10 protein-coding genes are annotated in these 13567 nt (G+C 42.5%); 4 read left to right on the top strand and 6 right to left on the bottom strand.

Translation table 11 applies throughout. The features are described from left to right. Positions 1-14: 14 nt before the first annotated feature. Entirely contained in the window at positions 15-2603 is a 2589-nt protein-coding gene (gene tamL, locus GTK07_RS15070; protein WP_163636121.1) for a translocation and assembly module lipoprotein TamL, read from the bottom strand. Positions 2604-2627: 24 nt separating this feature from the next. Here tamL and GTK07_RS15065 point away from each other — a divergent pair, with 24 nt between their 5' ends. Further along, positions 2628-3344: a TrmH family RNA methyltransferase gene (locus GTK07_RS15065; RefSeq protein ID WP_163636073.1), complete on the top strand. Its 717-nt coding sequence runs from the start codon at positions 2628-2630 to the stop codon at positions 3342-3344. Positions 3345-3436: 92 nt separating this feature from the next. Here the strand turns inward: GTK07_RS15065 and porT are convergent, their stop codons facing one another. Both porT and ubiE read right to left on the bottom strand, forming a co-directional pair. Beyond that, complete coding sequence (gene porT / locus GTK07_RS15060; RefSeq protein ID WP_163636072.1) at positions 3437-4135, bottom strand: type IX secretion/gliding motility protein PorT/SprT; 699 nt, start codon at positions 4133-4135, stop codon at positions 3437-3439. Between the two features lie 4 nt (positions 4136-4139). Beyond that, positions 4140-4868 carry a bifunctional demethylmenaquinone methyltransferase/2-methoxy-6-polyprenyl-1,4-benzoquinol methylase UbiE gene (ubiE, locus tag GTK07_RS15055; RefSeq protein ID WP_163636071.1) on the bottom strand — a complete coding sequence of 243 codons (729 nt, stop codon included), beginning with the start codon at positions 4866-4868 and terminating at the stop codon, positions 4140-4142. Positions 4869-5064: 196 nt separating this feature from the next. Between ubiE and trkA the strand changes: the two genes are divergently transcribed. Then, positions 5065-6414: a Trk system potassium transporter TrkA gene (trkA, locus tag GTK07_RS15050; protein WP_163636070.1), complete on the top strand. Its 1350-nt coding sequence runs from the start codon at positions 5065-5067 to the stop codon at positions 6412-6414. Beyond that, positions 6414-7904 (top strand): TrkH family potassium uptake protein, encoded by a 1491-nt coding sequence (locus GTK07_RS15045; protein WP_163636069.1) that lies wholly within the window; start codon positions 6414-6416, stop codon positions 7902-7904. The genes trkA and GTK07_RS15045 overlap by 1 nt, the downstream gene beginning before the upstream one ends. Before the next feature lie 156 nt (positions 7905-8060). Here the strand turns inward: GTK07_RS15045 and GTK07_RS15040 are convergent, their stop codons facing one another. Both GTK07_RS15040 and GTK07_RS15035 read right to left on the bottom strand, forming a co-directional pair. Further along, a complete protein-coding gene (locus tag GTK07_RS15040; protein WP_163636068.1) occupies positions 8061-9245 on the bottom strand; it encodes a pyridoxal phosphate-dependent aminotransferase in 1185 nt (394 codons plus the stop codon). A 13-nt stretch (positions 9246-9258) separates the two neighbouring features. Next, positions 9259-10362, bottom strand: coding sequence for a fatty acid desaturase family protein (locus GTK07_RS15035; RefSeq protein ID WP_163636067.1), 1104 nt, complete (start codon positions 10360-10362; stop codon positions 9259-9261). A gap of 116 nt (positions 10363-10478) precedes the next feature. Here GTK07_RS15035 and rsmG point away from each other — a divergent pair, with 116 nt between their 5' ends. After that, positions 10479-11117 (top strand): 16S rRNA (guanine(527)-N(7))-methyltransferase RsmG, encoded by a 639-nt coding sequence (rsmG, locus tag GTK07_RS15030; protein WP_163636120.1) that lies wholly within the window; start codon positions 10479-10481, stop codon positions 11115-11117. Here the strand turns inward: rsmG and GTK07_RS15025 are convergent. Continuing rightward, a complete protein-coding gene (locus GTK07_RS15025; RefSeq protein ID WP_163636066.1) occupies positions 11114-13387 on the bottom strand; it encodes a tetratricopeptide repeat protein in 2274 nt (757 codons plus the stop codon). The two genes, rsmG and GTK07_RS15025, sit on opposite strands and share 4 nt — an antisense overlap. Positions 13388-13567 lie beyond the last annotated feature (180 nt).

Below are 13567 nucleotides of genomic sequence, written 5' to 3'. Positions count from 1 at the left end.
ATAAAATATTTGCTCTAGAAAGGATAATTGATCCCGATATTGAAGACGGCGTTTCCGAGGTTATAGCCATTGAACCAGCGATCTGATCCCACTTTTGCGGGATTATAGGTTTTGAAGCCCACATCCAGTCGGAAGACAAAATAGGTGAAGTCATACCGTAGACCGAGTCCTGTACCCAAGGCGAGATCGGCCAAGGAGGAAAAGCCTGTGAAGATGGCATCGGGGTTGTTCTCATTGTCAAATACGTTCCAAATGTTACCTGCATCGGCAAAAAGGGCTCCTTTTACATCCCCTGCAATGGGAAACCTGTATTCCAAGTTGAAGGCCAGTTTTAGGTTAGCTTCATTAAAGTCGTTGATGTTGTCCGTTTTACCGGGCCCCAGTTCATAAGCGTTCCAAGCCCTGTTGTCGTTAGATCCGCCCGCAAAGTAACTCCTAACGAATGGAATACTATTGGAGTTTCCGTAAGGGACCGCCATTCCGAAGAAACTTCTAAAGGCCAACACCTGGGAACCTCCAATGTCCCAATGACGGATATAATCGAATTCCGATTTTACATATTGGGAAAAGGGTACTCCGAAAACCAACAATTGTCCATTGTCATTCTTATTGTAAGGTACTGCATTGGCAATCAGCGACAGCATGCCGCCCGCACTTTCAACTTTGACCCGATATTGGTAAAAGTCGTTGTCGTTGATATCAGACTTGCTGTTCTTGGTATGGGTAAAGTTGCTTGCAAAGATGAGGTTGTTTTCCGTCAATCGCCTTCTTCGTTCCTCAATGCTGTTCACCTCATCCAGTTCATCGGCCGTAACGGGAATTTGATTGTTAAGTACATCACGGGCAAAATTATTTGCACCTTCGGGGATGTCCAAGCGGAGGGAATCGGTTGCATTATCAATGGTTTTAAAATAGGAGGCATATTGGGGGTCATCCTGAAATTGATCGGCGATGTCATCCAAATTTGAAAAGGTGTTCCGGTATACATTGTAAAAGTTGTCCGGATTCACATTTCTTACAAATTCAACATTCAACAATTCAAAGTTGTTCTTCAACCTATCCGAAGGGGTCCAGTTGTACGACAATATGGAGTTGAGCGACTGTTTATCCAGACCAATGTTTTTCTGAAAATTAGTACCGGCAAGCAACCTACTTTGGGGCAACATGTAATATGGAATTATTTTTTCCGTGCTAAAGGGCAACCAAATCCTTGGGAAAGTAATGTTGATGTCTCCACCAAGCTCTGAGGTGAAGGTTTCATTGGAAAGGGAGGCATCACTCAAAAGACCAATGGATCCCCTGGCCGACACATTCAAAGTTTCTGCACCGCCAAAAACATTTCGGGTGATCACTGAGGTGCTGAATGCAGTCCCCACCTGTTGGATGTTGGAATGGGTCACATCAAAATTCATGTTGAGCGAAAACTTCTTTTTTGCAGCCAAATACACATTGGTGGTCAATTCAGTTTGCGAAGAATCCGGGATAAATTCAATATTGGGGTATTTAAAGGTGTTCAGGTTGGTGATCTGTCTGTAGGTCCGGATGCGGTCCAAATCCCGATACACACTATCCTTTTCAAAAAATATGGCATCGGTGAGTGCTTTAGGGCTATACCTCAATTTATTGGCGTAGTGAATTACAAAATTGTCGTACTCCAAAGTTTTTAACGAATCAGTGTTTCCATTGATGTCGTAGTCCGCATAAATATTCACTTGTTTATGCCTAGCTACCCTATACGGACTATTGGTGTCCGTACTATCCGTGGCACTCCTGAATTTTTTGATATTGAGTTGTACATCCATCAATTGATCATCTGCCAAAAGGGTAGTGTCCCTCAGGATATCATAGTTAATGGAGCTCTCCTGAAAATTGTATACCCCTGAGTTTCGGAACAGGCTGGTCAATCGTTCCCGTTCCAATGTAAAATTTTGAAGGTCGAACTGTTCGCCTTTTTTTACATAACTACGTTTGGAGGCCACATCGTAAATGGAATCCAGTTCTGGGGAGGTGATGTTTTTTTGGACCGTATCAATAATATAGGGCTTGTTCAGGGTAATGTTGTAGGCTATCTGCGCCCTTTTTTTACGGGAACTTTCCACAATTTCATAAGAACCTGAATTATTGAAGTACCCCTTACTGTTGTAATAAGCCTCCATCCTGTTCAGGGATTTGTTGGTCAAAGCAGTATCAATGACCACTGTGGGTTCTCCCACACGTTTTAGAAATTCACTGGCGCCTTTTACCAGAAAGGATTCCTGTAACCTGCTCACCTGTTTTTTGGATAACAGGCTGTTGAGGCGTTTTTCGCGTTTGTCCTTTCTGTGCAGCCAATCCTGAAAGGAGGAATCCGGATTTTCCTTGGCCATGTTGTATAGGTTCAAACGGAGAGGATATCCAAGAACACTGCTGTTGGGTTTTTGGTCGATGAGGCCTTTGATTTCGCTATCGGTTACCTTTTCATCATCCACATAAATGGTGTTCTTGGTGAGCAGCAATTCATCGTCTCCCACCTTTTTAAGTGTATTGCAACCCGAAATGCTTACCATAAGCAACAATAATCCTATTTTTGCCCAGTTGCACATTAGACTTAAAGAACCCCTCATAGACGCCAAAAATACACGATTTAGATGGTTACAAAAAACCAAATTAAACTAGTTGTAAGCCTAAAGCAAAAAAAGTACCGATCTCAACACGGGCTGTTTGTGGTAGAGGGTGAAAAGTTGGTGAAGGAGTTGTTGCGAGAGGGATTAAGGCCTTTCAAGATTTTTGTGGCAATAGGCCATGATTTCAAGGGATATGCTGAAGTGGACCAAATCTCCACAACGGATTTAAAACAAATGAGCAGTTTGAAACAGCCCAACGGTGTCTTGGGAGTTTTTCACATGACCCGAGCACGCCAATTCGAAACTTCTGATTGGATAGTGGCCTTGGATGCTGTTCGCGATCCGGGTAATTTGGGAACGATTATAAGACTGTGCGACTGGTTCGGAATAAAACAACTGGTCTGCTCCGAGGATACGGTGGATTGCTTCAATCCAAAAGTACTCCAAGCTACGATGGGTTCCATTGCCAGGGTAAATATTCTTTATACGGATTTGACTGACTTCATCAAAAAAGCAGGGTTGCCCGTTTTTGGCGCCTTCATGGACGGTTCTTCCATCTATACCCAAAAAATGCCCGAAAGAGGAGTGCTGGTCATGGGAAATGAGGCCAACGGTATTTCCAAGGAAATGACTGATTTGGTCACGGAGCGTATTTCTATCCCCCAATTTGGTGCATCAACGGCCGAAAGTCTCAATGTGGCCACTGCAACAGCAATTCTCTTGAATGAAATCAGGAGGTAATCAGACTGTTGGCTTGATGGACTGTTGGATTTTTGGACTAGTGGCAGTTAACTATCTAATCCTCCAAAAATCTAATAATCTAATAATCCAGGTTATTCAAAAGTAAAGTTGATGAAAATTCCACGGGTACGCATGGCGTTGATGTTGCCCGTCCAAGGACTGTTGGGGTCGTTGTCAGGAACAAGTTCGTTGGTCAGGGCAAATACCCCCCGAATGGATGGGGTAAATTTGAAGTACTCGGTATACAAATCGATTCCAAAACCCAGTTCATAACCGTATACGTTTTTCTTCATCCTGAACTCGCCACTGCTGTTATCGTCCAGACTATCTTCCTTGCTCCCCAAGTTAATGGCGGCATATACCCCACCTTCAATAAAAGGTTTCCAGTTGCCGATCCTTCGGGTACTGGCCTTTAATAGTAACGGAAAGCGGATGTAAGTGGAGCGCACTTCGCGGATGGCATCGGCCTCTGTGGTGAATCCAGGGAATCCTAAAGTTCTTGCGGTATACAGCAATCCGGGTTCAAAACGGGTGTCCAAAAATTCGTTGATATTGAGCTCTCCGATCAAACCCACATTAAAACCGATGCTTTTATCTACCAATATATCCCTACCAATGTCGTTTTTGTATTCAAATTGAAAATCATATTGGTTTAAGCCGAGGTAATAGCCCCAGTTCAAAAGTCTTTTGTCTTCATTCTGAAGATTGAGTATGGGTTCTTTGCCAAATTGTGCAATGGACTTCGGGCCTGTCAATGTCAAGAGCCCAAATAGGATGAGGATGTTTTTCATTAATCTACTTTGTGGCGACATAGATGGTGGCTACACCCAATGTCTGGGGTTTGTTCTCTATTCCTATAAACCCAATTTTGTCCAAAATATTGTTGAAGGCTTTTCCATGTGGGAAAACAGAGGCGGATTCACTCAAATATTGATAGGCCGATCGGTCCTTGGAAAAGACTTTACCGATGGTTGGCATAATATATTTGGTGTAGATGCGATACCCTTGCTTGATGGGTGTTTTGGTAGGTACAGAGGTTTCTAGGATAAGCAGGTGGCCGCCAGGTTTCAACACCCTTCGGATTTCCTCCAACCCTTTTTCCAGATTTTCAAAATTACGAACGCCGAAGGCCACGGTTACCGCGTCGAAGGTGTTGTCGTCAAACGGAAGGTTTTCGCTATCGCCAACGACCATTTCAATGGTGTCCTGAAGATTTTTTTTCGAGACTTTTTCCTTGCCAACTTCCAGCATCCCGGGGGACAGGTCCAACCCTACGATTTGTTTCGCTCCCGTTTGTGACAGCGCAATGGCGAGGTCGCCGGTGCCAGTGGCAATGTCCAAGATGTTTTGCGGATGTTGTTCCTTGAGAAAGGTCACGATGCGTTTCCTCCATTTTACATCGGTTCCAAACGAAATTACCCTATTAAGGCCGTCATAGCTGCCCGAAATGTTATCGAACATCTGTTTTACCTGTTCCTTCTTACCAAGCTCCGATTCCTTGTAGGGCAATACTTTTTTAGACATCTTTTTAATTTGCTGGCAAATATACAACTTAGCAATATGGAAGGTGGACAAAAATATTTGTGTAATTTTGCCCTTCAAGTGGATAATCCATTCCGTATTTAGTTAAAAGTATGTCACTTAGACTACGTTTACTATTCTATTTTTAATTTGTGTGGTGCCAATTGGACTTATTTAGGAACACATCTTTTTTTATTCAATGAAGATCATTATTGCAGGAGCTGGTGAGGTAGGGTTTCATTTGGCAAAACTATTGTCCTATGAATCTCAGGATATAACGTTGATCGATACGGACAAGGAAAAACTGTCCTATGCCGATAACCATTTGGATATAAGGGTGCTGCGGGGTGATGCCACTTCCATACAGGTGTTGAACGACGCCCAAGTGGACGGATCCGATCTGGTGATCGGGGTAACCGCTTCCGAGACCACTAACCTGACACTCTGTTTGTTGGCCAAGCAATTGGGCTGTAAAAGGACCATGGCACGTATTTCGAACACTGAGTTCATGGACAACCGTGAAACTATAAAGTTTGAACAATTGGGTATCGATGAATTGATTTCACCGGAACGTTTGGCCGCCATGGAGATACAACTCATGCTGAACCAGTCCGCGTTTAACGATACCTACGAGTTTGAAGGTGGCCTGTTGACCATGTTCGGGGTGATTTTACCTAAAACCGCTCCTTTTGTAGGTAAAATGGTGAAAGAGGCCGCCCGCATTTTTCCTGAACTGCATTTTATGCCCATCGCCTTGCAGCGAATGGGAACCCAATATACCTTAATTCCCCGTGGTGATACCGTTTTTAAGGAAGGGGATCAGGTCTATTTCATCACCTCTGATAAAGGAGTGGAGGAGCTCTACAAGCTAACGGGCATGCAGAAGCAGGAAATCAAAAACGTGATGATCTTGGGAGGCAGCAAGGTCGGGTTTAAAACGGCCCGTGACCTGTGTGGCAAAAAGTTCAATGTGAAATTGATTGAAAAGAGCAAGGAGAAGGCTTTTGATATTGCAGACGAACTGCCCCATGCATTGGTCATTAACGGGGATGGTAGAAATGTGGAACTCTTGGATGAGGAAAGTTTGGATTCCATGGACGCCTTTATTGCGGTGACCGGGAATTCCGAGACCAATATCATGTCCTGTTTGGTGGCAAAGTCCAAAAAGGTGAAGAAGACCATTGCCCTGGTCGAGAATATGGACTATTTTCAATTGTCCCATTCCATTGGGGTGGATACCCTTATCAATAAAAAACTACTCGCGGCCAATAGTATCTTTAGGTATATCCGAAAAGGGGAGGTATTGGCACTCACCCGCTTGAATAACCTGAATGCGGAAATTCTGGAATTTGAGGTAAAAGCCACCTCTCTGGTAAATGGCGAACTCATAAGGGAATTGAACTTTCCACGGGAAGCCAGCATTGGTGGTGTGATCCGAAACGGTGAAGGTATCATCGCTTTGGGTGATTTTAGGATCAAACAAGGGGATAAGGTAGTAGTCTGCTGCCTCCCCAAGGCCATTCCCAAGATTGAAAAGTTGTTCCTATAATGAGGCTCAATACAAGAATCATCATCCACATTATGGGATTGTTGTTGTTGTGCAACGGTTCCTTTATGCTTTTGGCGGCTTTTGCCAGCGCCATGTACAAGGATGGTGCTACCCTTGATATTTCCTTGGCGGCCATTGTTACCATGCTTTTTGGGATTATGGCCATGTTCTATACCCGGGGGCATAAAAAGGAAGTAAAGCGCAAGGAAGGTTACATTGTAGTGACCTTCGGATGGATTATCATGTCCATTTCAGGCATGTTGCCCTACCTTTTTTCAGGGTCGATCCCTTCCATTACCGATGCATTTTTTGAAACCATCTCTGGCTATACCACCACAGGGGCATCCATTTTGGACGATATTGAGGCTTTGCCCAAGGGTGTTTTGCTCTGGCGTAGTTTGACCCATTGGATTGGGGGGATGGGTATCATCGTTTTGGCCATTGCCATTTTACCGCTTTTGGGTATTGGGGGTATGCAATTGTTTGCGGCCGAAGCTCCTGGTCCAGGTGGGGACAAGCTTCACCCAAGGATTACCGATACCGCTAAGCGACTTTGGCTCATCTATTTTGGGTATACCGTGTTGGAGACCATTTTGTTAAACGTGGCAGGGATGTCATTTTTTGATGCTATCAACCACTCCTTGGCCACCATGTCCACCGGCGGATTTTCCACAAAAAATGCTAGTTTGGCCTATTGGAACAACGAACCGATTATTCAATATATCGTAATTGTGTTCATGTTCTTGGCAGGGAGCAACTTCGTACTCAGCTATTTTGCCCTGACCGGAAAAGTGCAACGGGTATTGAAGGACGAAGAATTCAAATACTACTTTGGTTTTGTGGTCATTTTTTCCATTTTGGCTGCTTTGGGCGTTTATTTTAAGGCCGATGTGCCCGTTTCTGATTTTCATCCCATGGTTTGGGGGAAAGCGGAAAGTGCCTTTAGGCATACCTTGTTCCAAGTGCTGACCGTGATCACTACCACAGGGTTTGTTACGGCGGATTTTACAGGATGGACCCATTTTTTAACCGTTTTCTTTTTCGGGCTGATGTTCCTCGGAGGCTCTGCAGGTTCCACGGCTGGGGGTATCAAAGTAATGAGGCATATTTTGATAATCAAGAACGGAATTTTGGAGTTCAAAAGAACCCTTCATCCCAATGCGATCATTCCTGTTCGCTATAACCAAAAAACGGTTACGGAACATATCGTCTACAATGTAATCGCCTTTTTTGTGCTCTACATGCTCTTGTTCATCATCGGCGCTTTGGTGCTTGGTTTTTTAGGGTTGGATTTTGTTTCTGCGGTGGGAGGTTCGGCCTCGTCATTGGGTAACGTAGGCCCTGCCTTCGGTAGTCTGAACCCTGTAAGCAATTACAACAGTTTGCCCGATGCAGGGAAATGGTGGTGCGGTTTCTTGATGCTCTTGGGCCGATTGGAATTGTTCACCGTTTTGATTGTCTTGACTCCCTACTTCTGGAAAAAGACCTAAAACAAAAAACCTCCTGAAGTTTTCACAACAAGAGGTTTTTACATTTCTATTCTTTTCTGTTTCAATTCGTCACCCTGAACTGGTTTCAGGGTCGCATAAAGCTGTAACAAGATGCTGAATCAATCCCAATAAATATCGGGATGGCATTATATTATTTTAAAGTACCTCCTTTATTTGGGCAATGGCCTGTCTTAATTCTTTTTCTGATGCCGCGTAAGAAATGCGGATGCAGTTCGGGTTACCAAAAGCTTCTCCTGTAACGGTGGCCACATTGGCGTGCTCCAACAGATACAGTGCAAAATCCTCTGCACTATTAATGGTGGTACCTTTCAACGTTTTTCCAAAGAAGGATGAAATATCGGGGAATACATAGAATGCTCCTTCGGGAACATTGAGTTTGAATCCGTCGATTTCTCCAAGTAGATGCAATACTAGATCTCTTCTTTTATGGAACTCGTCAATCATAAACTGGATTTTGCTAAGAGGAGCATCCAGTGCGGCTATCACGGCTCGCTGTGCAATGGAGTTGGCTCCACTGGTTACCTGTCCCTGAAGTTTGGTACATCCCTTGGCGATCCATTCTGGTGCACCGATGTACCCAATACGCCATCCGGTCATGGCAAAAGCTTTGGAAACTCCATTCACGGTAATCGTCCTGTCGTACATTCCATCAATGGCAGCAATGCTTACATGGCCACCAACAAAGTTGATATGCTCATAGATCTCATCGGAAACCACATAAATGTCCGGATACTTTTTTAACACGGCAGCAAGGGCTTCCAATTCTTCCTTACCGTACACCGAACCACTTGGGTTACAGGGTGAACTGAACCAAAGCATACGGGTTTTAGGAGTAATGGCAGCTTCCAGTTGTTCCGGCGTCATTTTAAAATCCGTTTCAATTCCGGTTGGAACTTCAACAGGAACACCTTCGGCCAATTTTACAATATCACTATAGCTTACCCAATATGGGGCGGGAAGGATCACTTCATCACCTGGATTCAAACAAACCATGGCCACGTTGAACAACGATTGTTTTGCTCCGGTGGACACCACAATTTGGTTCAACCCGTAATCCAAACCATTATCTCGTTTGAACTTACCAGAAATGGATTTCTTTAATTCGGCATACCCATCAACAGGGGTATAGGCACTGTAGTTTTCGTCAATGGCCTGTTTGGCGGCCTCTTTTATAAAATCGGGAATATTGAAGTCGGGTTCCCCCAAACTCAATCCGATAATATCTTTTCCTTCACTTCGGAGTTCACGAGCTTTGGCAGCCATGGCCAAAGTTGCTGACGTGGACATGTTCTTGATCCTGTCAGATAAATGGTTGCTCATCTATTATGCTATTTTACTGGTATTGAAGTGCTGGGTTTTTACCCAGTTCCTTCAAATGTTTGAAGTGCGAAATTATAGCTTTTCTGGTAGTTTTATACTCGTTGTAGGGCAAATTGAACTCCTTGGCAGTCTGTTTCACAATTTTTGAAATTTTTGTGTAATGTATATGACTGATATTGGGGAAGATATGGTGCTCTACCTGATGGTTCAAACCGCCGGTAAACCAGTTTACTATCTTGTTCTTGGTCCCAAAGTTCACGGTGGTAAACAATTGGTGGATCGCCCATGTATTTTTCATGTTCCCTTCTGCATCAGGTAGAGGTTGGTCCGCATCGTCCACAATGTGGGCCAATTGGAAAACCACACTCAAAATCACTCCAGCAACATAATGCATGATAAAGAATCCGAGCAATACTTGCCACCATGCAATGTTGGCAAAAATCAAGGGCAAAACGATCCAAACGGTCAGATAAATGACTTTAGTGATTACCAAGGTACTCCAGTTAATGGCAGGGTTGGGCAGTTTTCCATAACTGAGGTTACGCTTCATATAGCGGTACATCTGTTGGAAATCTGTGGTAAGCGCCCAATTGAAGGTAAGTAACCCATAAAGGAAAATGGAGTAGTAATGTTGGAATCGGTGGTGTTTGTGCCATTTGGCATGTTTGGAGAACCTTAGGATTCTTCCGGCTTCCATATCCTCATCGTGCTCGTGGATATTGGTATAGGTGTGGTGCAATACATTGTGCTGTACCTGCCAGTTATAAACATTACCGGCCAAAATATAAATGCTGCTGCCCATAATCTTGTTTACCCATTTTTTGTTGGAATAGGCGCCATGGTTACCATCATGCATTACGTTCATACCCACACCTGCCATGCCCACACCCATGGTGATGGAAAGTAGCAAATAGGCCCAAAAGGGGAGGTGAAGGGTTAAAATTAAAAAATAAGGGGTCAGAAAAATGGCAAACATCACAATGGTTTTCAAGTGAAGTTTCCAGTTCCCGGTTTTTTTGAGATTGTTCTCGTTGAAGTATTCATTGACACGTTTGTTCAACGTCTTAAAAAATTGTGCTGAATCCTTTCTTGAAAACCGGATGGTACTCGTATTCATAAAATAATTGTTTTTACAAAAATAGCTTTTTTAATCCGATGAGATCAAATGCCTTATGTTAGAACGATGTTAAGGTCTTTAAAAGTATTAATTTTGCTAAAAATAAGTTCGTGGGAATGACTGTTGATATCATCCAAAAATATTTTACGACGCTCACCGAGGAACAAGTGGCCCATTTTAAGGCATTGGAAGGATTATATCAGGATTGGAACCAAAAGATCAATGTGGTCAGTAGAAAGGATATCGACGAGCTTTATCTTCGGCATGTACTTCATTCTCTGGGAATTGCAAAGATTCAGACCTTTAATGAAGGGGCCCATATTTTAGATGTGGGTACAGGCGGGGGCTTTCCCGGTATTCCGTTGGCCATCCTTTTCCCGAACGTCAATTTCACCTTGGTGGATGCCATTGGTAAAAAGATCAAGGTGGTTCAAGAGGTGATTGATGGGCTACAACTTGAAAATGTAAAGGCCATTCATTCCAGAGTGGAAGATATCCCTGGACAATTTGATTTTATTGTCAGCAGGGCCGTTGCCGCTATGCCCACTTTTGTGTATTGGACCAGGGGAAAAATAAAAAAGGATTCTTCCCATGAACGGAAAAATGGGATACTCTATCTAAAGGGTGGTGACTTGGAAGAAGAGTTGAAAGATTATACCACCGTTCAGATCTTTGATCTTAAGGATTATTTTGAGGAGGATTTCTTTGATACCAAGAAAGTGGTGTACCTTCCTCAAAAGTTTAAATCTTTCTAACATTTATCGCGGGAATCGTTGGGTTGGGGTTTTAAAACCAGATCCCAAAAACGAATATCTGATTTAAGAGTGTCCAACTCTTTTTCATTTTGTAGCAAACTTCTTTTGGTGACATCCAGTAAAATTGTTTTGGCAATACATTCAAGTGTCATATCATGTGCCCCCTTTTTTGTCAACAAGATGGCTTTCAGATACCACAAATAACAGTAGTCTTTATTCAAGTCCATGGCTTTTTCCAAATGCATGGAGGCCTTGGTTTTGTCGCCCTCTTCCATATATAGCCATGCAAGTGATCCCAAGAGGATTGCTTTTCGTTGTGGGGATTCCATCCTGTCCAAAGCAGTATTTAAAAGAAGTTGGGCTTCATTGGCTTTCTTTTCATAAAGTAATGACGTGGCAAGCCAAAGCGTTACATCAAATTCTTGAGGAGTACCAATTCGAAGAGCTTTCTTATAAGCTGTCACAGCTTTTTCAAAAGCGTTGAGATGATAATGGCAATGTCCGAGCTCTATCACTAAAGAAACATTTTTAGGGGTTTCTTTTAACTTTTGTATACATTGGTCCAATGCATTTTTCAATTCTTGTTGGGCGTAGGAACTATTGTTGATCTTTTGGGTATGCTCCAGTTCTAAATTAGTTTTCAACCTGTATAATTCGCTTAATCTGCTTTCGATGTCGCCAATGGTAGTATGCAATGTCTCGGGTTTGGTAAAGGCAATTTCCCGCAGGACTTTAAAGGCGTCAATTTTAAGATCCAAGATATCTATGTTAACGGATTGAATAGTATAAAGCGTCTGGAACGATTGCTCTGCTAAAGCCGTGTTATTTTCCAACAGCAATATTTTTCCCAAATAATAATGTGGAATGGGTAGGTCATTGTCAATTTGAACGGCCGTTTCAAATTGTTTTTTACTTTGTATGTAATTGGATTTGGAATAGAGGATGATGCCATAGGAAACTAAAGCTTCAATATTTTCTGGATTGTATTGCAGGGCTTTGATGAGACGTTCCATGGATGTATGGTTTTCCCTGTAAACCGAATCCGGATTTACATGGTTGACCCTTCCGTAAGTTTCAAATGTTTTGGAGATGATTTTGTTCAGCTCCAGATTATTGCAATTTTTAAGGGCTATCTCCTCGTAGGTACTTAGTTTGGATTCCAAAGTGTCATCTTTTCCGTAGTACCGACAATAACTGGAAAGGCCATCTTGAGACTGGAAATGATCGATCCAATTTTCATACATCTCGGAGATCAAGATTTGAATGTCCTCTGCATATTGGCATAACCAAAGCAAAACTTGGGCAAAATGCCCATAATCTCCAAACCACTTATCCGTTGGGCAATGAATTTCGATATAAGTGGATTTTTCATCCAAGTTTTTGTGAAAATGCGGAATTTCAGATGATCCCAATATTTGGATGATGTTTTCCAAGCTTGGGGACAACATCCGTATTCTCTTTTTGATTTGGAAGGAATGGGGTTCCTTAATTTTCAATAAAATACTGTAGGTTGAGGTGTTGGATGTGAAATCAATATCATTTCGTCCAATACTCTCAAATTCATATAGCAATCGGGTATAATACAGTTCATCTTCAACACAGTTTTCAAAGAACGATTTGGCATCTGCTTCATCCTTAAAATTGTTTATGCCCATCAAAAAACATTCATTCAATTTGCATGCATGGGAAGGTCGGTAATTGATGTATTGTTCATAGATTTCCCCAAAACCAGGTGTGTTTTGTGCAAACCCCACTGCAATTTTGAGAAACTGTAGTTCCGTGCAATCAAATGACTCCAATTCGTGCATAATGTACTGGACCTTTTCTGGATCATTTTGTTGGAGCAATGCTATTAGGTAGAGGTAATAATGAAGATAGGTTTGTGATAATTGTCTTGTATTTTTTGTTGGATAAAATAAGAAATAGGTCTCCAAGGTATCTAGGAGTTGGCGCAGCTCATTCTGTTCAAGGTAGCAAAGGGCAAGTTGTAAGGAAATGTAATGATCGAGAAGGGGGTCATTTCCAGAAGCGGCAAATGCTTTATGGTAAGCGCTCACCGCGGAACCATACTCGTTCAATGTTATAAAAAGCTCCGCTTCAATACAATAAAACCATGCATTTGGGTATTCAGTATTAATGGTTTGGCATTTATGGAGAGCAGTACGATAATCCTGAATTTTGAAAGAATGGAGTATGTCATTGTAGTTAATCTGGGTCGGAACAGGGTCATCCGTTAAAAGTTTTTCGAATGTATTGGCCTCCTTTTTCATTGCAAAGCAAACTTTGATTTGTGCAACGGAAATCAATTCAGGATGAAAAGGAGGTTATTCCTTGTGCAATAATTACAATAACCAAATATAGGAGAAAATATGGGCTTTTGGGTGAATTTGTTGGTTTGGCAGACAGGCTTTATCAAATACTGTACATCCTTTTATAAACCAACCTACATT

The sequence above is a fragment of the Flagellimonas sediminis genome (genome assembly GCF_010500845.1).
Classification (GTDB): domain Bacteria; phylum Bacteroidota; class Bacteroidia; order Flavobacteriales; family Flavobacteriaceae; genus Flagellimonas; species Flagellimonas sediminis.
Note: the sequence above shows the minus strand (reverse complement) of the source record. Positions and strands in the feature narration are given on the sequence as shown.